Here is a 26,729-nt window from a genome sequence, read left to right on the forward strand (position 1 = left end):
CGGTTCCCTTCCTCCGCGTGCTCAAAGCTTTTCATCAAATTGTTTGCGAGTGGTTTACGATCAAACTCGCGTGCGCCGCACTATCGCACGGCATTTTTATGTTGCGCAGCAACAGACATTGAAGATGCGTGAGATTTTTTGCACGCCGCAATCGCCGCTTCAACTCTTTTTTGTGAGCAGCAGATTTCCGCGCGATTTGATCGCTGCCTGCGCCACTTCGGCGAAGCGCTGCAGCAACCAAGGCAGCACAACTTCGACGGTGACATGATCCTCGGCCACATCGATATGACCGGACGCTGCCTGCCCCATGGCACGGACGCGGAAGATCATCCGGTCGCCGTCCCAGCGCTCCTCGTCAACTTTCAACATTGGTACATTAGTTGCTGCGCGTGTCAGTCTTGTCTTGAGCCGGCGCGCGGCTTCCTCGCGGCCGAGGCTGTGCGGAATGGAAACGACGAGCGGTGCAGACATCACATGATCCTTTGTTAGCTCACACGGATGTAAGCGCGATTTCGCCCGACGGTAGTCGTAATCAAAGTTTCACTCATGGAACCTTGGGGATGCCTGCGCGTTTTTATCGCATGAAGGCAGCAGGCTTGTCCGTCTGCCAGGCTGAGGAGAAATCCATGTCCATTGGTACTATCATTCTGATCATTCTGATTATCGCCTTGCTTGGTGGTTTCAGCGGTATCGGCGGCGGTCCGTTCTACGGCACCGGCTATTACGGCGGCGGCGGTCTCGGCCTCATCGTGGTAATTCTGCTGATCCTCCTGCTGCTTGGTAAGCTGTAAGAGCGGATATTGATTTCAAGGCGCGCGATCCGGAAGGATCGCGCGCTTTTCCATGTGCGCACGCTCTCACCGTCATCACCCGCGAAGGCGAGTGATGACGGTGAGAGTCATTTCATTTTCCCGATCGCCGACTTGATCGACGACGCAGCATCCTCGTAACCCACCCACGCCTTGCTCTTCGCCAGTAGCGCCGGGACGCTGCGCACAGTGAAATTCTTCGGATCCAGATCTTTGCGCAGCTGTGGCCATGTCAGCGGCATCGACACTGTGGCCCCCTTTCGCGCCCGCGGCGACAGCACCGAGACCGCGGTCGACATCCGGTCGTTGCGCAGATAATCGAGGAAAATCTTTCCACCACGCAGCTTCTTCGACATGTTGAGGAGGTAGCGCTCGGGGTCGTCACTGGCCATCTGCTGGCACACGGCCTGCGCAAAACTCTTCGCCGTTTTCCAGTCCACCTTGTCCTTCGCGCCGTGCAGCAGCGGTGCCACCACATGCAGGCCCTTGCCGCCGGTCGTCTTGCAGAAACTCTCCATGCCGAGGCGCGCGAGCCGTTCGCGCATCTCGCGTGCCGCATCCATGACGGCAATGAACTCCACATCAGGCGCCGGGTCGAGATCGAACACCAGACGCCCCGGTGTATCCGGAGCATCAGGCGCGCAATTCCACGGATGCAGTTCGAGCCCGCCGATCTGCGCGACAGCCGCAAGACCCTCGACGCGATCGATCTGCAGGTAAGGCTTGCGGTCACCTGAGACTTTCACGAGTTCGAGCAGGTTCGATGTCCCCGGCATTGCGTGGCGCTGGAAGAACTGCTGCCCGTCGATGCCGTCGGGCGCGCGCACGATCGAACACGGGCGGCCCTTGAGATAGTCCATCATCCAATCGCCGATGGCCTCGAAATACACCGCGAGATCGCGCTTGGTGACCGGCTCGCCGTCGCCAGCATCCGGCCATAGCTCCTTGTCAGGCTTGGAGATCGAGACACCCATGACAACGGCATTGCCGGCCGCAGCTTTTGCGGGCGCGGCTTTTCTTGCGGAGCTTTTGGCAGTTTTCTTCGCGCTGCGCTTCGGCGTCGGCTCGGCAAGTTCGGTCTTCTTGGGAGTTTCGGCCTCGACCTCATCGGCCGGCTTGTCCTGCCGCAGCCCCTTGAACGACGCCTGACGCACCATGCCGGCGCCGGTAAAGCCTGCGAATTCGATCTCGGCCACCAGTTCGGGCTTGAGCCAGTGCACGTCCCGGCCACCCTGCGGCGTCTCCTTGCCGCCGAACGGGCTGGTCTTCGCCGCCGCTTTCTTCAATGCCGGCATGATGCGCGTGACCTTGTCCTGGCCGAAGCCGGTGCCAACGATGCCGACATAGGCCAGATGATCGCCTCTGTTGACGCCGACCATCAGCGACCGGAACTTGCCGGCATTACTCTTCCATCCGCCGATCACGACCTCATGACCGGCCCGGCATTTGGCCTTGGTCCAGTTTTGCGAGCGGCCGGACATATAGGGCTCCGACAGCTTCTTGGAGACGATGCCTTCCAGTGACAGTTTGCAGGCCGACTGCAGAATGGCGTCACCACCAGTCTCGAAATGATCGACATAGCGGATCAGGCTTTCCTTGCGACGGCCGCGGGCTTTGTCGAGTAGCGCCTTCAATCGCTCCTTGCGCTCGCCAAGCGGCAGCTTCCGCAGGTCTTCGCCATCCGCAAACAGCAGGTCGAACACGAAGAAGATCAGCGTATCGGTCTCGTCATCCGACAGCGCCGCCTGCAGCGCCGCGAAATCCGGCGCGCCATGAGCGTCAAGGCCGACAATCTCGCCATCGATGATCGCATCCGGCAGGCCGGTGGCTTCCTTGGCGATGGCCTGAAACTTGTCGGTCCAGTCGAGCCCCTTGCGTGTCTTCAGCGTGGCCTCTCCGTCTTCGACGCGGAGCTGCACCCGATAGCCGTCGAACTTGATCTCATGCGCCCAGCCATCCGCGGAGGGTGGCCGCTCCACGATGGTGCAAAGTTGAGGCGCGACGAAGCCCGGCATTGTCGTCGCCTTGGTCGGTTTGATGGATTTTTTGACAGCTTTCTTCGCGGTCGCGTTTTTCGCCGGCGCCTCTTTCTTCGCTGCACGACTGCCGACATCCGCCTGGGTCTTCACGCCCTTATTAGCGCGCGCATCGGCAGCACTGCCCTCGCTGGAATCCCAGATAGCATCGGGTTTGATCTTCGCCGTCTTGGCGATCATGAACGGTTTCGGCGCCTTCCCTTTTCCTGAGGCGATGGCGCTCATGGTCCGGCCGGACGCCACTGACTTGTCATCGTCGAGGATGGTGTTGGCCTTGCCCTCCTTCGCGAAGTCGTCGCGATGCTTGATCAGCAGCCAGTTGGTGCGCTTGCCGCCATTGCGGTCATGCTTCATGCGCACCAGAACGAAGCCGCCATGCAGCTTCTCGCCGTCCAGCGTGAATTTCAGGTCGCCCTTCTTGAAGCCCTTGTCCGGATCGTCGCTCTCCCAATAGCCACGGTCCCACAGTTGCACGGTGCCGCCGCCGTATTGTCCCCGGGGAATCGTGCCTTCGAAATCGCCGTAATCCAGCGGATGGTCCTCGACCTCGACAGCGAGGCGCTTGTCGGCGGGATCCATCGATGGCCCGCGCGTGACGGCCCAGGACTTAAACACCCCGTCCATCTCCAGCCGCAGATCGTAATGCAGCCGCGTGGCATCGTGTTTTTGGATCACGAAGCGGCGGCGCTTCGCCGGCGCGACCACGATCTGCCCGGCGGGCTCCTTCGTGAGCGCGAAATCGCGTTTCCGGCGGTAGATCTGAAGCTGCTTGTCGGCCACACCGTCCCCCACTCACCGCATTGGGCGCATGATCCGGCCCGGAACCAAAACCGGCAACTGCCGTTGAAGTTCCTGGAAATCCACGCCGGCGCAATGCTTTGCGGCCCGCGCGCTTCATTTTGTAGATCGAGTTGGAGGACGAGTATGGCCCCGCCCCGCGCCTACTGGAAAGGCTCTCTCAAGCTGTCGCTCGTCACCTGCCCGGTGGTGCTGTATCCGGCCGCGACCTCGGTCGAGAAAACCAAATTCCACATGATCAACCGTGAGACCGGCAACCGGCTGAAACAGCAGATGGTGGATGTCGAGACCGGCGACGTCGTGGAGAAGGAGCAGAAGGGCCGCGGCTACGAGATCAGCAAGGGCGAATATGTCGAGATCGAGAAGGAAGAGCTCGAGGCCGTGCAGATCGAGAGCAATCACACTATCGACATCGACAACTTCGTGCCGCGCGACGAGATCGATCGGCGCTATCTGAACAATCCCTATTACATCGCGCCCGACGGCAAGGCCGGCGCCGATGCGTTCGCCGTGATCCGCGATGCCATGAAGGACAAGGACCGCGTGGCGCTAGCGCGCATCGTGCTCACCAATCGCGAGCACATCATCGCCATCGAGCCGCTCGGCAAGGGCCTGCTCGGTACCACGCTGCGCTTCCCCTATGAAGTGCGCGACGAGGAGGACTATTTCGACGATATCAAGAACCCGAGGATCTCCAAGGACATGATCGACCTTGCGGCGCATATCCTCGACAGCAAGGCGTCGCATTTCGATCCCAGCAAGTTCAAGGATGAATATGAGACCGCGCTGAAGACGCTGGTGAAGCGCAAGGCTGCGGGCAAGCCGGTGAAGGTCGTCGAGAAGGAGGAGAAGCCGGACAACGTCATCAACCTGATGGATGCGCTGAAGGCGAGCCTCAAGGGTGGCAAGGGCAAGTCGACCAAACGCGCTTCGTCGTCACGACCACATGTAGCACGCAAGCGCCCGGTCAAGAAGGCTGCGCGGTCATCAGCGCGACATCGCAAGGCAAGCTGAGCGCATGAAGATTTTGGGAATGATCATAGGCATCGCGTTGATGTCGACCGCGGCAGCGCAGGCGCAGCAACTGCAGACACGGGAATGCAACGCCTCGAATATCGCCTTCGTCGCCGAAGCCATCGCCAAGATGGCCGATGGCAAGCAAAAGAAGACCGCTTCCGACGAGATCGGCCTGGCCAGCGAAGCAATGGCGGAGGGCAAGGACGATGAATGTAAGGACCACCTGCTGAAGGCGACCCTACAGACAAAGTGAGGCGATGACGCTTCGGTCGAAACTATCATGGCCGGGCTTGTCCCGGCCATCTACGTCTTTTCTCTCCCCAAGACGTGGATGCCCGGGACAAGCCCGGGCATGACGAAGATTGGGTCATATGCGTCGATCAACGTACATCGGCGCTGCCTCAGGCCTTCGTCGACTTCCGGGATTTTTTTGCCGCTTTCTTTTTCCCCGCCGTCTTCTTGCTGGCTTTCTTCACCGTCTTTTTCTTCGGCGCCTTCGGTACCTTCTTGCCCTCGGCGCGAGCTTCCGACAAGCCGATGGCGATCGCTTGTTTGCGGCTGGTCACCTTCTTTTTCGAACGACCACTTCTCAGCGTGCCGGCCTTCGCCTTCTTCACCGCTCGCGCGACCTTCGCTGCCGCCTTCTTGGAATACTTCGCCATTCCACGCTCCCTTTATGATCGAAACGATCAATCGCCGCCGCGGGTGATGGTTCCACGCCGACGATTGGCGAACGGACGCACTTATGAAATCCCTATAACGCGGCGCCGCCACTCATCTCGTTTTCAAACGGGTGGCCGATCATCTTGCAGCCATTCGCTCAAGCGAATGAACTGGAGACTGCAAGTGATCACCATCGAACCTCCCTCGTGTAGCTCATCCCTCGTTTTCATCGGCAAGAACGGCGGCGGCCAGTGGGTCGCGCAGGAGCAAAACGGCCTATTCGGCGGATTGTTTGTCAGCCGCGCGAATGCCGTGCGTTATGCACTGTTCGAGAACGGTCATCGCCCCGAAGCTATCATCGAGACGGCGGGCCTCATCGAACTCGATATGAACGCCCTGCCTTTCACGGCAGCAACCTCTGTCGAACGGTTACAACAACGGCGCGTCGCCTGAGCTTCCCGCCATGTCCACAGTTGCTCTTCGGGCTCATGCCCTCCCGCAAGCTCATGCCTCCCATCGCGCCAACGACTGGCTGCACGGCATCATCGCCGATGTGCCGACGCCGTTCGACACGCATGGCGCGCTCGATATCGTCACTTTCGCACGCCTGTGCGAGCGACAGGTCTGTGCCGGCGCTAGTGCCATCGTCGTCGGCGCGACCACTGGCGAAGCCGACACGCTCACCTCGAACGAGCGCGCCACGCTGATCCGGACTGCCGCCGGCGTCGCCCGCGGGCGCATCCACGTCATTGCCGGCGCGGGATCGAACTGCACCAGCCGCGCCATTGAATCGACCCGGCTGGCATGGGCTGCCGGCGCCGATGCCGTCATATCGGTCGTGCCGTATTACAACCGCCCGACGGCAAGTGGCATCGCAGCGCATTTCCGTGCGATCCTGGAGGCGACATTGCTGCCGGTCATTGTGCATGACGCACCGTCGCGTTGTGCCCGTGCGCTGACCGACGACACGCTCATCGGCCTCGCCGCCTCGCCACGATTGATAGGCCTGCGCGACGACACCGCCGACGCCGGCCGGCTGGCGCGATTGCGGCCGCTGCTGCCAGCGGGTTTCCGGATGCTGACGGGACAGGACACCGCAGCCCTGCCTTATCTGCTGCTCGGCGGCGACGGCGTTGTCTCCGCGATGGCCAATGTGGCGCCGCAGCTCTGCCGCGGCATGTATTACGCGGCCCGCCAGGGATGCCCGCGCTATGCGACGACCATCTCCGACATGCTGGCGCCGCTCGCCGCAGCACTGCCGCCGGACCAGGTTACATCAGCAGTGAAGTATGCATTGATCTTGCGGGGCCTGGGGAATGCCGCCGTGCGCCTGCCGCTGACCGAGCTTACAGATGCCGAGCAGCAGCAGCTACACACCGCGATGGAAGCGATCTGGGCACAGCCCGACGACGCGCCGCCCCTGCGCCGCGCCCGCTAGGCTTGCGGGCGCTCGTTCTTCTCACGACATTTCGGGCCGGGTCCGCGCATATAATGCGCGGCCGGCCGATAGACAGCAGGTCCAATGACGAAACGCCATAGCCGGGCGAAAATGCCCGGCATGATGGTCGCATAGGAGGCGATACGCGCGAACAGCGCTGCAGAACGGTCTTCCCTCATGGCACGCTCCGGCGATCCGGAAGCACCGGCGTATCGGCGGCGCGCACACGGACGCGCGCCAGCTCACGCCGCGCGCGGCGCATCTTGTCGGCCACCAGGGCCATGTGGATGGCGGCGAAGAAGCCCTTGATGTGGTTACGCGTCAGCCTGATGGCTACGCAAAGCCGTTTCCATTGGATATCACTGGAGTGATGGACGATCGGCGGCTGATTGCGGCTGATGAGATAGGAGCGATAGGCGCTGTCGGCCGAGAAATCGTGCAGCTGCGTATCGCGATTGTAGAACATCGTCATGGTCGTTGTCCGTCTTCTCAGATCCCTGGCGCATGAGCGCGTCGGGATGGTGAGAAGATGCGGACATCGCCATATGAAATCGAGACGGGTAGCCGCGCCTGTTCATAGGCGCGGCATAAAGATCAGGAGGCTGGAACTGCCGGAAAGACCAGCGCTCGCTCAGCTCTTGGCCATGCAGTCCTCGATGTAGAACCAGCGATCGTCGCCGGCGAGACCCTTGACCTTGACGTCCTTGCGGCAGGCCTTGAGCTTGCCCTTGTTGGCGCTCCACTTCGCCTTCATGTCCTTCAGACTCTGCTTGTTCAGCTTCATCTTGGCGGGCGCAGCAGGGGTTGCCGGCGTCGCAGGCGCCTGTGCCGAAGCAACGCCCATTGAAGTCACAACGAACAGTGCGGCCAAGAGGCCCGTAGTGATGCGTGTCATCGTTATCCCCGAATGTGCTTGTTTTGAAGATTGTTCGTCAGATGTAAAACGGGACCGGAAGCTTTCGCTGCCGGTCCCGCGCAGGTTTTACTGGAAGATGCGCGCGGCGCTCTGCAGCGTCAGCCAGACACCCCAGCACAGCGGGACACCGACGAAAGCCCAGAAGGCAATGGCTGCGCCGTCGAAACCGCCCTTGCCAATGCCATAGGAGCCTCCACCGGCCGACGCCGCCTCGGCGCCCTTGGCCTGCAACTTCGCGACTTCTTCGGGCTTCATAAACCAGTGCGGCGCCAGTGGCTTCACCAGCATGTTGCAGATCAGTCCCAGCACCAGCATGCCGGCGAGGATATACATCGTGAAGTCATAGACCTGCGCCCGCGGCACGCCGGCAGCGATCTGGAATTCACGGATGTAGTTCACCACCACCGGACCGACGATGCCCGCAGTCGCCCAGGCCGTCAGCAACCGGCCGTGGATCGCACCCACGAACTGGGTGCCAAAAATGTCGGCGAGATAGGCCGGGATGGTCGCGAAGCCGCCGCCATACATCGAGAGGATGATGCCGAAGGCCAGCACGAACAGAACCTTGCTGCCCATCGCCGCGAAGGTCGGCACCAGTGCATATAGCACGATGCCGAGAATAAAGAACGTGTAGTAGGTGTTCTTGCGGCCGAGCTTGTCCGACAAAGACGCCCAGAAGAAGCGGCCGCCGATGTTGAACAGCGAGATCAGACCCGCGAAGCCGGCGGCGATGCCGGCGATCGCCGTCTTCTGTGCAGCCGAGAGCTGGCTGAAGGAGAGGTCAGGCGCACCGATCAGCTTGCCCGCAAAGATTTCCTGCAGCATCGGCGAGGCCATGCCGATGACGCCGATGCCGGCGGACACGTTCAGGCAGAGCACCCCCCAGATCAGCCAGAACTGCTTGGTCTTGTGCGCATTGTCGAGATGCACGTGGCCGGTGGTGATCATCGCATTCGCCGTAGCCGGCGGGGTCCAGCCTTCCGGCTTCCAGTTCGGTGGCGTGATGCGATAGGAGAACGCACCAATGGTCATGAACACGAAGTAGATCACGCCCATGGCCAGGAAGGTCTGCCAGACGCCGACATCGGTCGGGGTCTTGAAATAATTCATCAAGAGGTTAGCCAGCGGCGAGCCGATCATCGCACCGCCGCCGAAGCCCATGATGGCCATGCCTGTGGCCATGCCGCGACGATCCGGAAACCACTTCACCAGCGTCGATACCGGCGAGATGTAGCCGAGACCCAGACCGACGCCGCCGATCACGCCGGAGCCGATCCACAACAGCCAGAGCTGATGCGTGTAGACGCCGATCGAACCGAGCACGAGACCGCCGCACCAGCACATCGCCGACACGAAGCCGGCCTTGCGCGGACCGACTCGCTCGAGCCAACCGCCCCAGATGGCAGCGGAAACGCCGAGCAGCACGAAGAACAGCGTGTACATCCAGCCGAGGCTGGCGACCTTCCAATTACAGGTGGTGGTGAACAGCTCGGTGGCGAGGCTCATGCCCTCGCACACTTCCTTCGAGGCAGGTGTCGTGATTGCTTGCGACAGCGGCAGCCAGAACACGCTGAAGCCGTAGGCCATGCCGATACAGAGATGAATACAGAGTGCAGCAGGTGGAACCAGCCACCGGTTGAAGCCGGCGGTCGCAATGATGCGTTCGCGTTCCAGCAATCCTGGCTTGGTGCCAGACAGTGTTCCGGCGTTGCCCACACTTGTCATGAAAGTTCTCCCCTGCAGCCGACCCTTCTGAGCCGGTCTGCGATTTGAAAAAGTCGCTTCGTCAATTCCCCTGCGGCGCGCGGACAAAGATTTACGCACGCTCGCACTTTAGAACAGGGCCAGAAGCGACTGCGGGAGTCGATAGTCCAAAGGTATCAGGAGCGAAAATTTATCAATGATTTCCACTGCATCGCAGCAATTCAATCGCGATTTGCAATCGCAGCATTTCGTTTTTCGATGAAGAAAACGATCACATCGCCGCTGCGTTCGGAGGTCTCGATCTGATCGCCGCTTTGCTGAATCAACGCAGGGATGTCGATCACCGCGAGGGGGTCCGTGCAGTGGACTTCAAGCCGATCGCCCACCGACAGTGCCTTCATCGCCTTGCGCGTCATCAGCGCCGGCAACGGGCATTTCAATCCGGTCAGGTCGAGCTTGGTCACAGGCATCGCGCGGTTCCACTTGGTGCAACTGCGTTATATCGGGCTGGCATCAAATGTCATATGCAGCGGTATGGCGATGACGAACACATATCCGGCCACTCCGGGCGTGCTTCTTGCGGGCGGTCTCGCGCGCCGGATGGGCGGCGGCGACAAGCCGATGCGCGAGATCGGTGGCCGCAGCATCCTGGCCCGCGTGATCGCACGCATCGCGCCGCAATGCGACGGACTGGTGCTGAACGCCAATGGTGATCCCGCGCGATTTGCGTCCTTCGGTCTGCCGGTGATTGCCGACGACGTCGCGGATTTCCCCGGCCCGCTCGCCGGCATTCTCGCAGGTCTGGAATGGACAGCCGCCAACCGACCGGATGTCACATGGATGCTCAGCGTCGCCGGCGACTGCCCGTTCCTGCCGCGCGATCTCGTCTCGCGTTTACATCACGCCCGCACCGCGGAGAATGCACAGCTTGCTGTCGCGTCATCGGCCGGGCAATCGCATCCCGTCGTCGGCTTGTGGGATGTCTCCCTGCGCCATGAGTTACGGCACGCGCTCGTCAACGAGGACATCCGCAAGGTCGGCCGCTGGACGGCACGCTATCGTCTCGCCACCGTGGAGTGGCCGGTCGATCCTGTCGATCCGTTCTTCAATGCCAATACGATGGACGATATCGCTGAAGCCGAACGGCTTGCAAAGCTGGATGACAACTAACGACATATCGCCGTTTGGAATGACATCGACCGAGAAGCGGCCGTCAGGCCGCCTCTCGACATGATGCGATCGCGTCAGAACCTGACAGCGAAATTGCCTCGCAAGGTCTGGTCGGTGACACCGGAGCCGAACTGCCCGCCATAGGTGAGGCCGAGAACGGCGTTTGGCGTGACGTTGACGTCAAAGCCAAGGTCAGCGACGGCGCCATTCCTCGCAATCGGCACGCCGGCAACGGTGAACGGCGATCCACCGGCGAAGGCCATGGTCGAGGTCGGCGTGACGTCACCAAAGGCATGACGCCAGCCGAGCATGCCGCGCGCAGTCGCGGTCATACCGTTGCCAATATCAAAGCCTGTGGACGCCCGAAGCCCCAGCGTGGTGAAGGTGACGCCGGTGGTATTGCTCCGGCTGGTGAGCGCAGCGACGCCGCCCTTTTCTGTGAAGCCATCGGTCGACAGATTCACATAAGCGAGATTGGCGAAAGGCTCGAAAGCCAGATGGCCGAGCGGCGTCCGCCCTGCCCTGATGCGATAGCCGAACTCGCCGAAGGTTTGCGTGGTGCCGGCGCTGTAGTCGCTCCTGAGCAGTTCGGCGACGCCCGGAAATCCCACCGAGCGATTGATCGAGAGATCGTGTCGCGTATAGGCAAGGCCGGAGCGGAAAGCGAAATCGCCCCACTGCGTGCCGCCATAGAGGCCGCCATGGTAGTTGTCGCTGGCGCCGGAGGAATTGCGATCGGCGACGCGGAAACTCGATCGGCTGTAGCCGCCGATTGCACCGACGCGCCATCCATCGACGAACGGCGCATCGGCACCGACCATGAAGCCGCCGATATCGCGCTTGATGGTTGCAGCATTGCCGTCGCCGTTCCACTGCCCCCAGGAGCCGAAGCCGCGGCCCCAAACCGCAATGCCGTCGGTGGCGGCTGGTGCAAGCACGGGGCGGCCGTTGACATAGGTCGTGACCGGCGCGGCAGCCGCGCCGACGCCGTCAAACGCAGCGCGCAGCCGATCGACCGCTGCCTCGCGCAGGAAGCGGCTATCCTCGATCATGACGCCCTTGGCCGAGGCATGCACCTCGCCGGAGATTTGGTCGAAGGCCCCGCGGGCCTGCGCCGCATCGAGCTGCACCAGTGCGCCCACCAATGGACTGCCAATCGGTAGACTATCTGCTCCTCCACCAGCCGCGATCTGATTGCGGGTCGATCCGACCGAGGCGAAGGTGGCGTTGCTGCGGCTGACGCCAAGATAGACGTTGGTTGCATCGTAGGTCAGGCCGTAGGCCAGGAACGGCGTCACCGTCGCTCCGCTGGCGCTGGCGAAAGTGCCATTGATGCCGCCGGCTGCCGTCAGGATCGTAAACTGGCTCCCGAGAGGCGCGGCACCGGAGGCGACGATTGTGCCACCGTTCAGCGTCGCGCTTCCTGTCGCTGCAATTTTATCCGACTGCCCGGCTGCATTGGTCTCCACCTGATAGATCGATCCCGCTGCAAACGTCACATTGCCATTGACGTTCAACGTACCGATCGAATTGCCGGGGCCGACGATGCCGCCACTATTGGCAGCGATGCCGCCGACCGTGCCCGTGCCGCCCAGGATGCCGCCGCCCGACACCGTCACCACCGAATTGGCGAGCGAGCCGTTCACGGCCAGCCGGCCACCGGTCACGCTGGTCGCGCCGGAGAAGCCGCCCGAATCGCCCGTGAGGATAGTTGTGCCGGCAAGCTGGTTGATCGATCCGGGCCCACTGATATCCGGGGCAAAAGTATAGCCGGTGCTCGTATGATTGAAATTGATCGCGCCGGTCCCGTTGCCGAAAAAGACAGACGCACTATCGAGCGTGCCCGGCGCGGCCGCCGCCGCTCCGGTGCCGCCGCCGATATTGAGCGTACCCACTGAGCCTGCTTGAAAGCCAAGAAGCACATTGCCGCTGACCGATACGACACCACCATTTGCAATCGTGAGCGTGCCGTTTCCCATTTGACCGATAGCGAGGCCATTATTGGCGACGATCAAATGCGAGCCCGGACCTGTGACCGTTGCCGTGCCAACCGAACCTGCGGCCTGCCCTATATAGCTCGTCCATGTTGTACCAACGACCGTGCCGCCGTTCGAAACCACCAGCGTGCCTGTTCCACCGTTACCGACAACAAAATCGCTGGCGGTCAAAATCGAACCTGCGCCATCGACGGTCGCCGCCCCGGAACCACCAAAGTGATCTCCGATAGAGAACTCCCACACTGAGGTGCCGACGGCCGCACCGTTCAGGATATTCAGCGTGCCGGCGCCACGATAGCCGACCACCATTCCCTCAGCATTCCAGACCGAGCCCGCGCCCGTAACGGTCGCAGTGCCAACCGAGCCGAACAGATTGCCGAGGAAGGCCTGGCCGCCCGCCAGGGTGCCACCGTTCGAAATTGTCAGCATGCCGGTATTATTCAGGCCGATATTCGTTGTGCCGGCCGCCGCCGTCCCGCCGCTGATCAGCGTCGCGTTGGGCCCGGTGGTGTTGATCACGACCGATTGGACTGATGTCGGGACGGTGCCAAGATCCCAGTTTCCGGGTGTGTACCAGTCCGTGGATGTCGTCCCCGTCCAGTCGACCGCCATAGCCGGAGCGGGCAAGGCGACGCACACAAGCGTCACACAGCCAATCGCGAGCGCCAGATAACTGGCATTCGTCAGGTATCGCCTGGGTCTTCCGATGGTGCTGGTCGTCGAACGTGGAGACATATATTCCCTCTTGCGAACCGGTAGCCGTGCACCAGAAGTCGCATTGCTCCGCGGCGGTGTCTTGGGCTGGAATGCAGAGGAATTGTCCTGGAGAGAGATGCGTTGCTTTCCCGAACGGTGTGCCCGTCAGGCAACGCTCGATCGGTCAACAGCGCCAATCGTCATTGCGCGCATGCAACTGCATGATCGCGCAGTGACTATCGCGCGCTGCTCGGCGTGCAGCCGAAGCGACGGCGAAAGCATCGATTGAAATAGGCGATGTCGTTGAAGCCGCAGATCATGGCGATCTCGCTGACACGCATCGCACTGCTGTGCCGGTCCTGCAGCATCCTGTAGGTCTTCTGCAGTCGCAATTCGAGCACGCGTTCAGAAAAGCTGATGCCGGTCTCCTGCAAGAGATCATGAACGTAACGCGCCGACAGCTTGAGCTCCCGCGCAACGCCTTGCGCCGAAATGCCGTGGTTGGCGTAATTGTCTGCAATATTCGCCAGGACCGCCTGCAGCCTCGCCGCACGGAGCCCCCGCAGACCCGCCAGCTCGGCGGTCCCGCCCTTCGCACCCGTCGCCAGACCGATGAGGTCGACGATCGTCGTTGCCGCATGCGCAATGAGACCCGGATTCACGAGGGCCGGGCCGGTTTCAAGAAGGTGACAATAACGTTTGAGAAGACCCAGCGCTTCGTTGTCGTCGCCGATTTTCAGTGCCAGCCTGCTATCGATGTGCGGAAATGCTTGCGTCAGAACTTCGCGCGGAATCACCACGTTCATCCAGACATTCTTGTCAGCACCGAGCATTTTCAGCGGTTCCGAGGCCGTGACCAAGGCCGCTTCGCCCAGACCGACGGCATAGTCGCGACCGACCTGCCCGCCAGTCAACTCGGTATCGGCCTTGTTGATCAGCAGGAGATAACTATCATTGCCATCATCGGCGATATTGCGGGCCTTTCGCGTCGCCTGCCTGATCGTTCCCGCCATCTGGCCGACAACCACCGGTCCGATACTCGTCGCCTCGATCACAGCTTCGAAAGGCAGTTTATCGGACACCGCGTATTCGACCGACCAGATTTCCGCAACGTGAATATCCTGCCACAAGTCAAACTTGGCCTTTTCGCCCAGATGAGTCGGCAAGTCCTTGGACGAAAACGCAGTCTTTTGCATGGGCGGCCTTTCGGTATTCAGGATTTTGGGATGATCGCGTCGGCGTCTTGCCGGGCATCTTCCATCGCCCCGTCAGCAGGGCGAGGTGTTGGTCTGGCGCCTCTGGCAAGGCGCTCGCATGTGTCGTTTTGAGATCGCATGTCGTTCGATCCAGGCGCAGAGAGTTTGCATGCCGACCTGATCGAAAGGCGAGCGCGTGATGCTGCATGGCCAGAGCGCGCGGCAACTAGCATACAACTACAATATGTCAAAGCGTCGTGATGGGCTCTGCTCGCCTGCTATATCAAGCATTGGATTTCATGCGCTATCGTACTTGTTGCGCCCTCACACCTGCTGCATGATCGGCCCAAAGCTGGGACGTGCATGTGACGCGTAACACAGCTAAAGCACCGGGGAGGCAATATTCATGCGCTTGAAAAGACTGACCGTCACACAACTTTCACTCGCCGGCGCCTTTGCGCTTGCGCTGCTCGCCACATCCGCAAACGCGCAGATTTCCGACGACGTCGTCAAGATCGGCGTGCTCACCGACATGAACGGTCCGGCCTCGACGCCCTCCGGCCAGGGTTCGGTGACGGCCGCGCAAATGGCCGTGGATGATTTCGGCGGGACCGTGCTGGGCAAGCCGATCAGCATCATCATCGGCGATCATCAGTTGAAGCCCGATGTCGGCGCCAGTCTCGCGCGGCGCTGGTACGATGTCGATCAGGTCGATCTCATCGTCGACGTGCCGGTGTCTGCTGTCGGCCTTGCCGTTCAGAACGTCGCCAACGATCGCAAGCGATTGTTCATCACCCATTCGACCGGCGCTGCAGACTTCCACGGCAAGTTCTGCTCGCCTTATACGATGCAGTGGGTATTCGACACCCGCGCGCTCGCCGTCGGCACCGCGCAGGAAGTGGTGAAGCGCGGCGGCGACAGCTGGTTCTTCATCACCGATGACTTTGCTTTCGGCCATGCGCTGGAGCGCGACGCATCTGCCGTCGTCACCAAGACTGGCGGCAAGGTGATTGGCTCTGTACGGCCGCCATTCGGCGCATCGGACCTGTCGTCCTTCGTGCTGCAGGCGCAGGCCTCTAAGGCCAAGATCATCGGCATCGCCGGTGGGCCGCCGAACAACATCAACGAGATCAAGACTGCCGGCGAATTCGGCGTGTTCAAGGGCGGCCAGCAGATGGCGGCGCTGCTGGCGCTGATCACCGACATCGACTCGCTGGGGCTACAGACGGCGCAAGGCCTGCTGCTGACCACCGCCTTTTACTGGGACATGGACGACAAGACCCGCGCCTGGTCGAAGCGCTTCTTCGAGAAGACCAAGCGGATGCCCACCATGTGGCAGGCCGGCGTCTATTCCTCGACCATGGTTTATCTCAATGCCGTCAAGGAAGCCGGCACCGACGAGCCGCTGAAGGTCGCCGCCAAGATGCGCGAGAAGCCGATCGAGGATTTCTTCGCACGCAACGGCAAACTGCGCGAGGACGGGTTAATGGTCCACGACCTGATGCTGGTGCAGGTCAAGTCACCCGAAGAGTCCAAGTATCCGTGGGACTACTACAAGATCCTCGCAAAGATTTCCGGCGAGGAGGCATTCGGGCCGCCAGACCCGGCTTGTGCATTGGGGAAGAAGTAGGAAAGCGACGCTCCCCTTCCCCTCTCCCCCAGCGCGGCAACGCCGCGCGCCGCGCGCCGCGGGAGAGGGTGCCTGAGCGCAGCGAAGGCGGGAGAGGGATAGCGACAAAGCGCGGAGTTGTGGCGCCCTCTCCCGTCTGCGCGCCTTCGGCGCGCATCCACCCTCTCCCGCGGCGCGGAGCTTTGCTCCGCTGGGGGAGAGGGGAAGAAAGCCCCCTACTTCACCACCCCAATCTCTCTGAAATACTTCAGCACCCCGGGATGGATCAGCGCCACATCGGGCGCTGACGCCACTGTGTTCGATGCCGTCGTCTCCTTCGCCTGCGCCAGCCGCGCGCCGAGCTTGGCTTCGGCGCCGTGCAGTGTCTTCGCCAGCCGATAGGCGACCTCATCCGGCAGCGTTTCGCGCGCGAGGATGTAGCTCCACGAGCCCACCGACGCGATCGGCATCGGCTGGTTCGGATAGCTGTTGGCGCCCACCAGCATCGGCTTGAGGAAGGCGTGCTTGGCACGGATCTGCGCGATCTCCGCCGCATCGGGCGCAATGAAGCGCGCGCCGCCGGGGCTTTCGCTCATGGCCTTGAAGCCGGGCCAGCCCAGTCCCGCGCCCCACAGCGCTGCCACGCGACCGTCCTGCACCATCGCCGGACCGTCGCCGGCGCGGTCGAGATAGACCGCCTGAAAATCCTTGTCCTGATCGAGGCCGATCCCGTCCAGCACATAGCGCGACAGGAACACGAGGCCGGAGCCTTTCGCGCCGAAGGCGATCGGCTTGCCGACAAGATCGCGGATCGTCTTGTAGGGACTGTCGGCGCGCACCACGAACATGCCGGGATTGGAATAGAGCGCGGTGATAATCTTCAGCTTCGTCGGCGCCCGGCCGATGCCCTTGAACGCTTCATAAGCGGGCTCGCCGGCTACCAAAGCGAGATCGAGTTGGCCGGCTTCGAGCAACGGGATGTTCTCGGTCGAGCCTTTGGTATTGCGCGTGGCCAGCGTCAGCGACGGATCGGCCTTGTTCATCACCTCGGCAAAGGCGTCGCCATAGAGCGGGAAGCCGCCGCCGGGCGTCGCCGTGCCGAGACTCAAGCTGAGAGGCATGGTGGTCGACATCGGCTTGGCCCCCTCCTGCGCAATGGCCGTCGTGACAGTCAGGAATGCTGCGCAAACAAGCGGCATCATTTTCATGGGGCACCTCGACGTCGATCAGCCTGCATCGTTCGACCAAGCTTGTAGGCAAAATCCGAATTCTATGAAAGCATGGAGGTAACGGGCGGCAAGCCCGATCGAACGACGTCGCGCATCAGCGCTGCGATTTTCATGTCTGGGAGGAACTATGATCGCTTTTCTGCGTGCCGCTGTGCTGTGTCTTGTCGGCTTCGCCAGCCTCGCCACGACGACCCTCCCCGCCTCCGCCGCCGGCTATCCCGATCGCCCCGTGCGCTGGCTGATCGGCTTCGCTGCCGGCGGCCCCGTCGATATCGTGGCGCGCATCATGGCACAGTGGCTGTCGGATCATTTCGGCCAGCAATTCGTCGTGGAAAACCGCGCTGGATCGGGCGGCAATCTCGCCGCCGCCGCGGCCGTGACCTCGGCGCCGGATGGCTATACGCTGCTGTTCGTCGCACCGAACAACGCAATCTCGGCCTCGCTCTACAAGAAGCTGCCTTACGATTTCATCCGCGACACCGTGCCGGTCGCCAGCATCATGCAGCTCACCAATATGCTGGTGGTGTCGAATGGCATGCCCGTGAAAACGGTCCAGGAGTTCATCGACTACTGCAAGGCCAATCCCGGCAAGATCTCCTATGCGTCGTCGGGCAATGGCACCTCGGTGCATATGTCAGCCGAATTGTTCAAGGCGATGACCAAATGCGACATGATCCACGTGCCCTATCGCGGCTCGGCGATCGCCTTTCCCGACATCATCTCCAACAAGGTGCAGTTGATCTTCGACAACCTGCCCACGGCGCTCGAACAGTCGCGGGGCGGCACCGTCCGCGCGCTCGGCGTCACCTCGCCGCAACGCTGGCCCATCGTGCCGGATGTCCCGGCCATTGCCGAGACCGTGCCGGGCTTCGAGTCCATCGGCTTCTACGGCATCTCCGCGCCGAAGGGCACGCCGCCGGAAGTGATTGCCACCCTCAACAAGGCTGTGGGCGAAGCGTTGAAGGATCCGAAACTGATCGCACGGCTCGCCGAGACCGGCGGTGTGCCGAAGCCCATGACGCCCGAGGAATTCGGCAAACTGGTTGCCGCCGAAACCGAGAAATGGCGCAAGGTGGTGGAATTCGCCGGCGTCTCGGTCGACTGAGCTGGACGCTCTTTCGTCTAGACGCTTACGGCGACCATGGCGGGCAGCAGCTCAGAACTGCTGACCGCCCCGGCGACCAGATAGGCGAAGCCCAGCAGGGCCAGGAAGCCGAGAAAGAACAGCGCAAAGAGGATGATCGAGAGCTTCTTGGCGAAAGCCGAGATGTTGGTGAGGCCGAGGCCGCCGGCAATCAGGGATATGATCAGACAGATGACAGCCCAGCGAAACACCCGCGCCTCCCTACGTTGAAATTGCGCAGACAAACGCCACCGGCCAGCCAAAGTTCCGCCCCCGGGAACGCGGCATTGCCCACAGGCGATGGCCGATATAAGGAATGCCTGCACCGCCGTCCCCGCTTCTCACACCCGCTGGACGCCGGCGGGGCCTGTAGCTCAATGGTTAGAGCCGACCGCTCATAACGGTCTGGTTGCAGGTTCGAGTCCTGCCGGGCCCACCAATGATTTAGAGCCAGTCTGTGAGGGTCTTCTTTTTGTAGCCAATCCATTCGGTACGCGTTCTATCCTCTGAAGCGTTGCTGATCGCCCGCACGAGCCGGGCCTCAAGCCCGGTGAGACAATCGTCGTCAATGGCGGACACTTTGGCGATCTTAATTCCGGGGGAATTTTCGTCAGTAGGGAAGAGGGTTGGGTCGACGTGCCAAGACTTCGCGCCCGCAATCTAGCGGGCGGTCGAGATGAACCGGACCGTCACCTCCAAGTAGCCATACGCTAGCGCAGCATCATTGATTGCCCGGCTCCAGACTTGTTTCTGGTTCTGAAATCGTATCTCGGAGTCTCCCGGCGCATCCAGGACGATAATCGCGCGCTTGATCACGGCGTTCAAGGCAGCGTGCAGTTGCTGCGGGGCATGCCGGCACCCATTGCGTATTGCCGGCTCTGTGGCACGATAAAGCGAATTTCAGCAGTCGGTTTGTGTGCAAATGATCTTTGAACCAATTCGATTGATGCCTGAGGCGCCCGGGCAAACCCCGGCGAGGAACCGCACGATCTTTTCTCTCCTGGCGGCGGTTAGATGGGTCCAGCGTTACGTTGACACCGAAGCCAAGACAACGCCGCGGTGGACGAAGCTGATCGCTGTTCTTGATGAGGCAACCGTCGGGAAAATTGAGCCGCACGAGGTTCGAACCGCGCTCCATGTCGCTCTGATGGCTGAAGGATGGGCGATGCCAGACGAGCTTGAGCAACCAGATATATTCACGTCTGGCCGAGCGGATTCCCCGTAACATCAGCCGGGGTCCACCGGTAGCGGCACCACCTTCAAGTGGACGCCGGTATCTGTCATAGTTCAGGCTTCACTGCTCGGAGAACGCTTATGTTGTTCCCTGTCGGTAGTCGATGGCTCGCAGCAATTCTCGCGCTGACATTTTGCACCAGCGCGAGCGCCGGCGATGTGCTCTTCGAAAATGTTCGAATCTTCGACGGGAGAAGCGCCACTCTTTCCGCTCCGTCGAATGTGCTGATCAAGGGCAACCTCATCGAGCGTATTTCCACGGCACCGATAGCAGCCGCAGACGCTCAGCGTGTTGCAGGAAACGGGCATACGCTGATGCCTGGCCTGATCGACAATCATTGGCATGCGATGTTGATACGGGTGACGCCGGCCCAGGCTTTCGGTGACGTCGGCTACAACAATCTACTGGCCGGCAACGAAGCGACTGACACTCTGATGCGCGGCTTCACGACCGTTCGCGATGTTGGCGGGCCGGTGTTCGGCCTCAAGCGTGCCATCGACGAGGGCATCGTCAAGGGCCCACGCATCTATCCGTCCGGCGCCATGATCACTATCACGAGCGGGCATGGGGATTTCCGGCAGCTGACCGATCTACCACGCACGATCGGCGGCATGCTCACCCGCATGGAGCAGGTCGGTGGCGCTATAGTTGCGGACAGCCCTGACGAGGTGCGTCTGCGCGCGCGCGAACAACTCATGCAGGGCGCCTCCCAGGTCAAGTTGACGGCGGGCGGCGGCGTGTCGTCACCTTTCAGTCCGGTCGACGTGACCACTTTCACCGAGCCCGAACTACGCGCCGCCGTCGAAGCGGCCGAGAATTGGGGCACATATGTCGCCGCGCACGCCTTTACTCCGGCTGCGATCCAGAGAGCCGTTGCCGCGGGCGTGAAGTGCATCGAACACGGCATGCTGATGGACGAGGCAACCGCCAGGCTGCTTGCCGAGAAGGACATCTGGTTGAGCTTGCAGCCTCTCCCCGAGGGCTTGAGGCTTGGCTTTCCGGAGGGGTCCGTCCAGCGGGCCAAGGCGGATGAGGTCTGGCCCGGCATAGCCAGGTCCTACGAGTTTGCCAGGAAGTACAAGATCAAGACGGCGTGGGGCACCGACGTGCTGTTCTCGCGCGCGCTCGCGCAGCAACAGGGGGCAATTCTGGCCTCGCTCACGCGCTGGTACACGCCCGCCGAAGCGCTGGTCATGGCGACATCGACAAACGCCGAACTGCTGGCGCTGTCGGGCAAGCGCAATCCCTATCCCGGCAAGCTCGGCGTCGTGGAACAGGGTGCGCTCGCGGACTTATTGCTTGTCGACGGCAATCCGCTGGACAACATCAACCTGATTGCCGATCCCGCGAATAATTTCAAAATCATCATGAAAGACGGCGTCATCTACAAGAACACTTTGAGCAAGTGAGCCTATGCGCAGCCTCCTCTTTCTTGTCGTCATAGCGATCGGCCTCGCATCGCCTGTCCGTGCGGCGGACGATGTCGCGGCGGCGCAGAAGATCATCAGCTCCCAAGCCGATGCCCTGGCGCGCGACGACGCTGTGACTGCCTATGGGTTCGCGGCCCCCGGCATCCAGAGCATTTTCACCGATCCCGACAGCTTCATGGACATGGTGCGCAACGCCTATGCACCCATCTATCGCCATCGCAGCTTCGAATTCACCGAGAGCAACACATCTGACGGTACAATTGAGCAGAAAGTCCATATCGTTGATGCCGATGGTGTGCCGTGGGATGCGCTCTACACGCTGGAGCCGCAGCCGGATGGCAGCCTGAAGATCAGCGGCTGCATGTTGCTGAAAGTCGGCCAAGCTGTGTGACACCTCACAGCGGCATTCACATTCGCACCTCACATCATCTATAATAGGTCCTGCACCTCTCTCGTCCTACGGTTGCTTCCCGGGTGAATTTGTTGCGGTACCTGTCCCTCAGCACACTGTCTCCCATTGTCCTGGGCAGCCTGTTGGCGTGCGGGGTGTCGACCATCGCGATGGCTGACACGCGTCGCCTATCCCTGATGCCCGATCCGCGCGGCGAGTTCATCCGGCTCTGCGCGCCCTTCATGGTGTCGCGCTATGCACATCCCGAAGCGATCTGTGACTGCGTCCGCACCGCGCTGATCGGCGAGATCGGCGATCGCGATATTCTCGACGCGATCCTGTACGGGGTCACCGAGCGCGGCGTCCCCACGCTGAACGAGAACTGGCTGCCGCCGGACAAACGAAGCTTGATCCCGCGGACCATGACGGCGATTGCGGAGCCGACGCTTGATTGCATGTTCGGTAGCGGCCCGGCCAAACGCGCGCTCGAAAACGTGCCGATCGATGGATTTCCGGCGATGCCGCCGGTGCAGGATCTGACGCCTTAGGCGACCGATGCGCCCGAGGAGAAAATCAACCTGCGGCGCGCCCGCAGCATCAGCGCCGTGATAATGGTGACATTGAGTGCATTCCAGGCGAGCCCATTCATGAACGCTGCCGCGTAGGAGCCCGTGGCGTCGAAGATGACGCCGGACATCCAGCCGCCAAGTGACATGCCACCCACCGTGCCCAATATGACAATGCCGACACGCGTAGCCGCCTGCGATGCCGGCATCGCCTCGCGGATAATGATGGCATAGGCCGGCACCAGACCGCCCTGGAACAGGCCGAACATCGCCGAGATGATGTAAAGCGAAGCCAGGCTGTCGAAGAACAAATAGAACAGCAGTGCGAATCCCTGCAGCAACGAGCCAATCAGCAGTGTGCGAATGCCACCGATACGATCGGCCAGAAAACCCGAGCCAACACGGCTGACAATCCCGCAGGCCAGCATCAGCGACAACATCTCGGCGCCGCGCGTCACGCCATAGCCGAGATCCCCGCAATAAGCGACGATATGCACCTGCGGCATCGCCATGGCGACACAGCAACCAATGCCGGCCACGAAGAGAAGCGTCGTCAGCGTGTTGTTGCTGAGCTGGAGATCGACCTTGGGCGGCGGCGCATTGACGTGACTGCGTCGTGTAACCGTGCCCATCTGCGCACGCAGAACCACAAGCATCAGGAGCATCAGGACGGTTGTGACCACCCCGACACTGATATGCGTCGAGCGCCAGCCAAAAGTCAGAATGCCCCAGCTGACAATGGGCGGCCAGAGCGTGCCGCCGATATAGCTGCCGGTCGCGGCGACAGTCACCGCGATGCCGCGCCGGCGTTCGAACCAGTGCGACGCTTCCGCCATCAGCGGTCCGAAGGTTGCCGACGATCCTGCCCCGATCACCACGTGAATAAGATTGAACTGCCAGAGCGCCCTGGACTGCGACGCGAGAAGATAACCGGCGCCCATCAGCACAGTCGCAAGCGCTATCGTGGCCACGATGCCGAACCGGTCCGTGAGCCTGCCGGCGACCACGCCGCCGAGGCCGAAGCCGACCATGGTCAGGGTAAAGGCCAGCGACGCTGCACCGCGGCTGGCGGCGAAATCGGCCTGCACGGCCGGGAGCGCCACCACCACCGACCACATGCCCACTGACCCCAGTGAGCCGATGATCAAGGCAAGCGACAGCCTGATCCAGGCCTGACGGGAGTCAGGCAGGAACGGCGTCGAATCTGAGGTGGGGGTCGCGATGGTCACGGCGGCAACATCCTCGGCGTGTGCCCACGGGTCAAGCGATATGCCGAAGGATTAGGCATGCAGAAACAGTGCAACAGACCGTTTCGGCCAAAACTGGCTCCGGGCTTGTGGCAAAGCCGCGCAGTAACGCCTCGTTAACCCTTTGCTAACCATACACACGGCAAAAATTGCCGAGTGGAGTCGCGTCTCGTCAGCTGACCGGGGGAATGCCCGTGGATGCCAGTGCGGTGCCTCACTTGCGGATCGGCGGCCCTTCGGCCGCCGCGCAGACGTTCGGCAGTCGCGAGCGACATTCGCGCGGGGAAGCGGCATCGATGACGGATTTGATCGCGGGTCAGGGCCTCGGAGCACCCAAGAGCGGCGGTTTCGACTTCGCCAGCATCAGGACGAACGTCTTGCGCGGCGATATCGGCCTCGCATTCGGCGTTCTGATCATCCTTGTCGTCCTGATCATGCCGCTGCCAGCTATCGTGATGGATCTGTTCCTCGCGATCTCCATCACCATGTCGGTGTTGATCCTGATGACGGCACTGTTCACCCAGACGCCGCTGGAATTCTCGTCATTCCCCACCGTGCTGCTGATCTCGACCATGTTGCGGCTGTCGCTGAACCTGGCCTCGACCCGCCTGATCCTGTCGCATGGCCACGAAGGCACCGCCGCGGCCGGCCACGTCATCGAGGCGTTCGGCAATTTCGTGATGGGTGGCAATTTCGTCATCGGCATCGTCGTGTTCGCGATCCTGGTGATCGTGAACTTCATCGTCATCACCAAGGGTTCGGGCCGTATCGCCGAAGTCGCGGCACGCTTCCAGCTGGACTCGATGCCCGGCAAGCAGATGGCGATCGACGCCGATCTGTCGGCTGGCCTGATCGACGAGGCCACGGCCAAGGCGCGCCGCAAGGACCTTGAAGACGAAAGCGGCTTCTTCGGCGCCATGGACGGTGCTTCCAAGTTCGTCCGCGGCGATGCCATTGCCGGCCTGCTCATCACCGCCATCAACGTCATCGGCGGGATCATCATCGGCGTCGCGCAGCAGGGCCTGTCGTTCTCGGAAGCCGGCCGCACTTATACGCTGCTGACCGTCGGCGACGGCTTGGTCACCCAGGTTCCGGCGCTGATCGTCTCGACCGCCGCAGGCCTGCTCGTCTCGAAGGCGGGCATTACCGGCGCCGCCGACAAGACGCTGATCAAGCAATTCTCCGGCTATCCGCAGGCGCTGGGCATGTCGGCCGGCGTCATGCTGACGCTGGCGCTGCTGCCGGGCATTCCGATGCTGCCGTTCCTCGCGCTCGGCGGCGGCGCAGCCTATCTCGCCGTCACCGCCAACAAGCGCAACAAGGTTGCGCGTGCCGAAGTCGCGCATCAGGCCGCAGCACCGGCCGCCGCCGCCGCCGCACAAGCCGCCGCCGCGGACGAGCCGATCTCCGCATCGCTGAAGATCGACGATCTCAAGATCGAGCTGGGCTACGCGCTGCTGCCGCTGGTCAATGGCCCGGACGGCACCGATCGCCTGACCGAACAGATCAAGGCGCTGCGCAAGTCGCTCGCCGTCGAAATGGGTTTCGTGATGCCGTCGGTCAGAATCCTGGACAACGTGCAGCTCGAAGCCAATACCTACATCATCAAGATCAAGGAAGTGGACGCCGGCACCGGCCGCATCTGGCCGAACCAGTTCATGGTCATGGATCCCGGCGGCAATCAGGTCAATGTCCCGGGCATTCACACGACCGAGCCGACCTTCGGCCTGCCCGCGACCTGGGTCGATGCCGGCCTGAAGGAAGAAGCCTCGCTCAAGGGCTACACCGTGGTCGATGCCGCCACCGTCTTGTCGACGCATCTGACAGAGCTGCTGAAGGGCAATATGTCGGACCTCTTGTCCTACGGCGAAGTGCAGAAGCTGCTGAAGGACCTGCCGAAGGAACAAGGCGAACTGGTCAAGGATATCGTCCCGTCGCTCATCACCGTGTCGGGCATCCAGCGCGTGCTGCAATTGCTGCTCACCGAACGTATTTCGGTGCGCGATCTCTCGACCATCCTCGAAGGCATTGCCGACGCCCTCGCCTTCTCGCGCAACCCGTCGACCATCGTCGAGCATGTACGTGCGCGCCTCGCGCGACAGATCTGCGCGCAGAACACGTCCTACAACGGCTACCTGCCGCTCATCGCACTGTCGGCGCAGTGGGAGCAGGCCTTCGCGGAATCGATCATCGGCACCGGCGAAGAACGCAGTCTCGCGATGCAGCCGTCGAAGCTGTCGGAGTTCATGACCACCGTGCGCGATCGTTTCGAACAGGCCGCGCGCGAAGGCGAAGCGCCGGTGCTGGTCACCTCGGCCTCGATCCGGCCGTTCGTGCGCTCGCTGGTGGAACGGTTCCGCGCACAAACCACCGTGCTGTCTCAGGCGGAAATCCACCCCCGTGCGCGCCTGAAGACCGTCGGAAGCGTCTGATTCGGCGGCAAGAGGCTAGCAACCTTGCCCGAAACCGATGTAAATTCGTCACAGACAAGAGATTTGCCAGAATGTCGCATCCCGAGGCCATTTCGGGGCGACGGCACGAATCACTCTCAACGCTCTGATAATAAATAATAATTTATGAATTTCAGGCCAAGCCGGGTGCTTCAATCGCGCCGGATCACGTCTTATCACTGCCTTGTGATCGACTATTTGGAACGGAACGACCCAACACCACGTTTCCTATGCGTGATGAGTTGAACCTGCCGACGCGGACACGACACAAACGATCGTAGGCAGAGTAAGACGGCAGGGAGCGTTTCCAATGAACCACTCGATTTACAGCGCGGATCGCATGACCCACCTCAAGGTGGTGATCGTTGCTCTGGTCGCCGGTATCTTCGTGGCAGGCTTCGGAATCTCGGCCCGCATGAATGCTGACGAAGGCTACAGCCAGACCGCCAGCGCTCGTGTGATCAAAGCAGGCCAGCCGGTTGCTGTCACCACTTCGAACGCCAGCATGGTCCGCTAAGAAATTCAGGAATTCGCGTGGCGATGTCCCCCAAGGTCGTCAGGTGAATACATAGAAGCTCCACTTCCCCCCGAGTGGACTTCTGAATGGAAAACGCCCGCTCCCCACGGGCGTTTTTCTTTTGTGGGGTGCTTTCTTGCTTCTCCCTCCCTCAAGCAGCGCAGCTGCGCAGTGGGAGGGATACTCTGCGCGCCAGCGCGCCACATCACAGATTCAAATTTCAAACAGCTACGCTCTCGCAGTCTCGCGGCGCTTGCGCGTCCGAGGTGTGAGCAGTCCCCCTCAGATAGATGAGGGGTGGCAGCGCGCCGTGAGGCGCAAAGGGTGGTTTTTTATCGCGGTCCGCTCCACCGGAACGCCGGCAAGCTGCAACCGCGCAACGCCTCACGGCGCGCCACACCGCAGACAAGTTTACGCAGTCTGCGACTGCTACGGGCGATTTCTGTCCCCGGGACCGTTCTTCCGGGCAAAGGCGCAGAGCTCCGCACTCCGC

General features: G+C 61.7%; 26 protein-coding genes and 1 tRNA gene. 14 read left to right on the forward strand and 13 right to left on the reverse strand.

What is annotated here, in order from left to right; translation table 11 throughout:
- Window positions 1-159: 159 nt before the first annotated feature.
- Window positions 160-471 carry a polyhydroxyalkanoic acid system family protein gene (locus HP556_RS13035; RefSeq protein WP_175367277.1) on the reverse strand — a complete coding sequence of 104 codons (312 nt, stop codon included), beginning with the start codon at window positions 469-471 and terminating at the stop codon, window positions 160-162.
- Between the two features lie 155 nt (window positions 472-626).
- On the opposite strand from HP556_RS13035, the gene HP556_RS13040 reads away from it, so the two are divergent.
- Window positions 627-791 (forward strand): DUF3309 family protein, encoded by a 165-nt coding sequence (locus HP556_RS13040; protein ID WP_081422059.1) that lies wholly within the window; start codon window positions 627-629, stop codon window positions 789-791.
- Window positions 792-898: 107 nt separating this feature from the next.
- Here the strand turns inward: HP556_RS13040 and ligD are convergent, their stop codons facing one another.
- Window positions 899-3,625 carry a DNA ligase D gene (ligD, locus tag HP556_RS13045; RefSeq protein WP_175367278.1) on the reverse strand — a complete coding sequence of 909 codons (2,727 nt, stop codon included), beginning with the start codon at window positions 3,623-3,625 and terminating at the stop codon, window positions 899-901.
- Window positions 3,626-3,769: 144 nt separating this feature from the next.
- On the opposite strand from ligD, the gene ku reads away from it, so the two are divergent.
- Together ku and HP556_RS13055 are read left to right on the forward strand one after the other, a co-directional pair.
- Window positions 3,770-4,657 carry a non-homologous end joining protein Ku gene (gene ku, locus HP556_RS13050; protein WP_175367279.1) on the forward strand — a complete coding sequence of 296 codons (888 nt, stop codon included), beginning with the start codon at window positions 3,770-3,772 and terminating at the stop codon, window positions 4,655-4,657.
- A gap of 19 nt (window positions 4,658-4,676) precedes the next feature.
- On the forward strand, window positions 4,677-4,913 hold the full coding sequence (locus HP556_RS13055; RefSeq protein ID WP_175367280.1) for a hypothetical protein: 237 nt from the start codon (window positions 4,677-4,679) through the stop codon (window positions 4,911-4,913).
- 148 nt (window positions 4,914-5,061) lie between these two features.
- On the opposite strand, the gene HP556_RS13060 is transcribed toward HP556_RS13055, so the two are convergent.
- Window positions 5,062-5,322 carry a DUF6496 domain-containing protein gene (locus HP556_RS13060; protein WP_175367281.1) on the reverse strand — a complete coding sequence of 87 codons (261 nt, stop codon included), beginning with the start codon at window positions 5,320-5,322 and terminating at the stop codon, window positions 5,062-5,064.
- Between the two features lie 184 nt (window positions 5,323-5,506).
- On the opposite strand from HP556_RS13060, the gene HP556_RS13065 reads away from it, so the two are divergent.
- Together HP556_RS13065 and dapA are read left to right on the forward strand one after the other, a co-directional pair.
- The gene (locus HP556_RS13065) at window positions 5,507-5,776 is read left to right on the forward strand and encodes a hypothetical protein (RefSeq protein WP_175367282.1); all 270 of its coding nucleotides are present in this window, start codon (window positions 5,507-5,509) and stop codon (window positions 5,774-5,776) included.
- 10 nt (window positions 5,777-5,786) lie between these two features.
- Window positions 5,787-6,761: a 4-hydroxy-tetrahydrodipicolinate synthase gene (gene dapA / locus HP556_RS13070; protein WP_175367283.1), complete on the forward strand. Its 975-nt coding sequence runs from the start codon at window positions 5,787-5,789 to the stop codon at window positions 6,759-6,761.
- On the opposite strand, the gene HP556_RS13075 is transcribed toward dapA, so the two are convergent.
- The 5 genes from HP556_RS13075 to HP556_RS13095 all read right to left on the reverse strand — a co-directional run bounded on the left by HP556_RS13075 (window position 6,758) and on the right by HP556_RS13095 (window position 9,851).
- Window positions 6,758-6,940, reverse strand: coding sequence for a hypothetical protein (locus tag HP556_RS13075; protein WP_175367134.1), 183 nt, complete (start codon window positions 6,938-6,940; stop codon window positions 6,758-6,760). The genes dapA and HP556_RS13075 overlap by 4 nt on opposite strands.
- Window positions 6,937-7,233 (reverse strand): hypothetical protein, encoded by a 297-nt coding sequence (locus HP556_RS13080; protein ID WP_175367284.1) that lies wholly within the window; start codon window positions 7,231-7,233, stop codon window positions 6,937-6,939. Before HP556_RS13080 ends, HP556_RS13075 begins: the two co-directional genes overlap by 4 nt.
- 159 nt (window positions 7,234-7,392) lie before the next feature.
- Window positions 7,393-7,656, reverse strand: a complete 264-nt coding sequence (locus HP556_RS13085; protein ID WP_089267466.1) for a hypothetical protein — start codon at window positions 7,654-7,656, stop codon at window positions 7,393-7,395.
- 87 nt (window positions 7,657-7,743) lie between these two features.
- On the reverse strand, window positions 7,744-9,402 hold the full coding sequence (locus HP556_RS13090; protein WP_175367285.1) for an OFA family MFS transporter: 1,659 nt from the start codon (window positions 9,400-9,402) through the stop codon (window positions 7,744-7,746).
- Between the two features lie 200 nt (window positions 9,403-9,602).
- Window positions 9,603-9,851, reverse strand: coding sequence for a sulfurtransferase TusA family protein (locus tag HP556_RS13095; RefSeq protein ID WP_175367286.1), 249 nt, complete (start codon window positions 9,849-9,851; stop codon window positions 9,603-9,605).
- A gap of 70 nt (window positions 9,852-9,921) precedes the next feature.
- Here HP556_RS13095 and mobA point away from each other — a divergent pair, with 70 nt between their 5' ends.
- Window positions 9,922-10,551 carry a molybdenum cofactor guanylyltransferase MobA gene (gene mobA / locus HP556_RS13100; protein WP_175367287.1) on the forward strand — a complete coding sequence of 210 codons (630 nt, stop codon included), beginning with the start codon at window positions 9,922-9,924 and terminating at the stop codon, window positions 10,549-10,551.
- 74 nt (window positions 10,552-10,625) lie between these two features.
- Here mobA and HP556_RS13105 read toward each other — a convergent pair whose 3' ends face one another.
- Both HP556_RS13105 and HP556_RS13110 read right to left on the reverse strand, forming a co-directional pair.
- Entirely contained in the window at window positions 10,626-13,283 is a 2,658-nt protein-coding gene (locus HP556_RS13105; protein WP_175367288.1) for an autotransporter outer membrane beta-barrel domain-containing protein, read from the reverse strand.
- A gap of 197 nt (window positions 13,284-13,480) precedes the next feature.
- Window positions 13,481-14,440 carry an AraC family transcriptional regulator gene (locus HP556_RS13110; RefSeq protein ID WP_175367289.1) on the reverse strand — a complete coding sequence of 320 codons (960 nt, stop codon included), beginning with the start codon at window positions 14,438-14,440 and terminating at the stop codon, window positions 13,481-13,483.
- A 406-nt stretch (window positions 14,441-14,846) separates the two neighbouring features.
- Here HP556_RS13110 and HP556_RS13115 point away from each other — a divergent pair, with 406 nt between their 5' ends.
- A complete protein-coding gene (locus HP556_RS13115; RefSeq protein ID WP_175367290.1) occupies window positions 14,847-16,070 on the forward strand; it encodes an ABC transporter substrate-binding protein in 1,224 nt (407 codons plus the stop codon).
- A gap of 215 nt (window positions 16,071-16,285) precedes the next feature.
- Here the strand turns inward: HP556_RS13115 and HP556_RS13120 are convergent, their stop codons facing one another.
- On the reverse strand, window positions 16,286-17,257 hold the full coding sequence (locus tag HP556_RS13120; RefSeq protein WP_175367291.1) for a TAXI family TRAP transporter solute-binding subunit: 972 nt from the start codon (window positions 17,255-17,257) through the stop codon (window positions 16,286-16,288).
- 148 nt (window positions 17,258-17,405) lie between these two features.
- Here HP556_RS13120 and HP556_RS13125 point away from each other — a divergent pair, with 148 nt between their 5' ends.
- Entirely contained in the window at window positions 17,406-18,383 is a 978-nt protein-coding gene (locus HP556_RS13125) for a Bug family tripartite tricarboxylate transporter substrate binding protein (protein WP_170849793.1), read from the forward strand.
- Between the two features lie 17 nt (window positions 18,384-18,400).
- On the opposite strand, the gene HP556_RS13130 is transcribed toward HP556_RS13125, so the two are convergent.
- Window positions 18,401-18,613: a DUF1328 family protein gene (locus HP556_RS13130; protein ID WP_089267474.1), complete on the reverse strand. Its 213-nt coding sequence runs from the start codon at window positions 18,611-18,613 to the stop codon at window positions 18,401-18,403.
- Between the two features lie 151 nt (window positions 18,614-18,764).
- Between HP556_RS13130 and HP556_RS13135 the strand changes: the two genes are divergently transcribed.
- From HP556_RS13135 to HP556_RS13150, 4 genes are all read left to right on the forward strand, one after another.
- A tRNA-Ile gene (locus tag HP556_RS13135) sits at window positions 18,765-18,840 on the forward strand.
- An 875-nt stretch (window positions 18,841-19,715) separates the two neighbouring features.
- Window positions 19,716-21,044, forward strand: a complete 1,329-nt coding sequence (locus tag HP556_RS13140) for a metal-dependent hydrolase family protein (RefSeq protein ID WP_175367306.1) — start codon at window positions 19,716-19,718, stop codon at window positions 21,042-21,044.
- Window positions 21,045-21,048: 4 nt separating this feature from the next.
- Complete coding sequence (locus HP556_RS13145) at window positions 21,049-21,456, forward strand: DUF4864 domain-containing protein (protein WP_175367292.1); 408 nt, start codon at window positions 21,049-21,051, stop codon at window positions 21,454-21,456.
- A gap of 170 nt (window positions 21,457-21,626) precedes the next feature.
- Window positions 21,627-22,004, forward strand: a complete 378-nt coding sequence (locus tag HP556_RS13150; protein ID WP_175367293.1) for a hypothetical protein — start codon at window positions 21,627-21,629, stop codon at window positions 22,002-22,004.
- Here the strand turns inward: HP556_RS13150 and HP556_RS13155 are convergent.
- Window positions 22,001-23,251, reverse strand: coding sequence for an MFS transporter (locus HP556_RS13155; RefSeq protein WP_338117568.1), 1,251 nt, complete (start codon window positions 23,249-23,251; stop codon window positions 22,001-22,003). The genes HP556_RS13150 and HP556_RS13155 overlap by 4 nt on opposite strands.
- Window positions 23,252-23,463: 212 nt before the next feature.
- Here HP556_RS13155 and flhA point away from each other — a divergent pair, with 212 nt between their 5' ends.
- Window positions 23,464-25,701, forward strand: coding sequence for a flagellar biosynthesis protein FlhA (gene flhA, locus HP556_RS13160; RefSeq protein WP_089267512.1), 2,238 nt, complete (start codon window positions 23,464-23,466; stop codon window positions 25,699-25,701).
- Between the two features lie 328 nt (window positions 25,702-26,029).
- Window positions 26,030-26,236 carry a hypothetical protein gene (locus HP556_RS13165; RefSeq protein WP_068737106.1) on the forward strand — a complete coding sequence of 69 codons (207 nt, stop codon included), beginning with the start codon at window positions 26,030-26,032 and terminating at the stop codon, window positions 26,234-26,236.
- The last annotated feature ends 493 nt before the right edge of the window (window positions 26,237-26,729 follow it).

This window comes from Tardiphaga robiniae (genome assembly GCF_013359755.1).
Lineage (GTDB): Bacteria > Pseudomonadota > Alphaproteobacteria > Rhizobiales > Xanthobacteraceae > Tardiphaga > Tardiphaga robiniae.

Excerpts from the sequence above, each read along its gene's own strand:
- HP556_RS13035 (WP_175367277.1), bottom strand. The coding sequence starts at position 471 with ATGTCTGCACCGCTCGTCGTTTCCATTCCGCACAGCCTCGGCCGCGAG.
- HP556_RS13040 (WP_081422059.1), top strand. The coding sequence starts at position 627 with ATGTCCATTGGTACTATCATTCTGATCATTCTGATTATCGCCTTGCTT.
- ku (WP_175367279.1), top strand. The coding sequence starts at position 3,770 with ATGGCCCCGCCCCGCGCCTACTGGAAAGGCTCTCTCAAGCTGTCGCTC.
- HP556_RS13055 (WP_175367280.1), top strand. The coding sequence starts at position 4,677 with ATGATCATAGGCATCGCGTTGATGTCGACCGCGGCAGCGCAGGCGCAG.
- HP556_RS13060 (WP_175367281.1), bottom strand. The coding sequence starts at position 5,322 with ATGGCGAAGTATTCCAAGAAGGCGGCAGCGAAGGTCGCGCGAGCGGTG.
- dapA (WP_175367283.1), top strand. The coding sequence starts at position 5,787 with ATGTCCACAGTTGCTCTTCGGGCTCATGCCCTCCCGCAAGCTCATGCC.
- HP556_RS13075 (WP_175367134.1), bottom strand. The coding sequence starts at position 6,940 with ATGAGGGAAGACCGTTCTGCAGCGCTGTTCGCGCGTATCGCCTCCTAT.
- HP556_RS13080 (WP_175367284.1), bottom strand. The coding sequence starts at position 7,233 with ATGACGATGTTCTACAATCGCGATACGCAGCTGCACGATTTCTCGGCC.
- HP556_RS13085 (WP_089267466.1), bottom strand. The coding sequence starts at position 7,656 with ATGACACGCATCACTACGGGCCTCTTGGCCGCACTGTTCGTTGTGACT.
- HP556_RS13090 (WP_175367285.1), bottom strand. The coding sequence starts at position 9,402 with ATGACAAGTGTGGGCAACGCCGGAACACTGTCTGGCACCAAGCCAGGA.
- HP556_RS13095 (WP_175367286.1), bottom strand. The coding sequence starts at position 9,851 with ATGCCTGTGACCAAGCTCGACCTGACCGGATTGAAATGCCCGTTGCCG.
- mobA (WP_175367287.1), top strand. The coding sequence starts at position 9,922 with ATGACGAACACATATCCGGCCACTCCGGGCGTGCTTCTTGCGGGCGGT.
- HP556_RS13105 (WP_175367288.1), bottom strand. The coding sequence starts at position 13,283 with ATGTCTCCACGTTCGACGACCAGCACCATCGGAAGACCCAGGCGATAC.
- HP556_RS13110 (WP_175367289.1), bottom strand. The coding sequence starts at position 14,440 with ATGCAAAAGACTGCGTTTTCGTCCAAGGACTTGCCGACTCATCTGGGC.
- HP556_RS13115 (WP_175367290.1), top strand. The coding sequence starts at position 14,847 with ATGCGCTTGAAAAGACTGACCGTCACACAACTTTCACTCGCCGGCGCC.
- HP556_RS13120 (WP_175367291.1), bottom strand. The coding sequence starts at position 17,257 with ATGAAAATGATGCCGCTTGTTTGCGCAGCATTCCTGACTGTCACGACG.
- HP556_RS13125 (WP_170849793.1), top strand. The coding sequence starts at position 17,406 with ATGATCGCTTTTCTGCGTGCCGCTGTGCTGTGTCTTGTCGGCTTCGCC.
- HP556_RS13140 (WP_175367306.1), top strand. The coding sequence starts at position 19,716 with ATGTTGTTCCCTGTCGGTAGTCGATGGCTCGCAGCAATTCTCGCGCTG.
- HP556_RS13145 (WP_175367292.1), top strand. The coding sequence starts at position 21,049 with ATGCGCAGCCTCCTCTTTCTTGTCGTCATAGCGATCGGCCTCGCATCG.
- HP556_RS13150 (WP_175367293.1), top strand. The coding sequence starts at position 21,627 with ATGGCTGACACGCGTCGCCTATCCCTGATGCCCGATCCGCGCGGCGAG.
- HP556_RS13165 (WP_068737106.1), top strand. The coding sequence starts at position 26,030 with ATGAACCACTCGATTTACAGCGCGGATCGCATGACCCACCTCAAGGTG.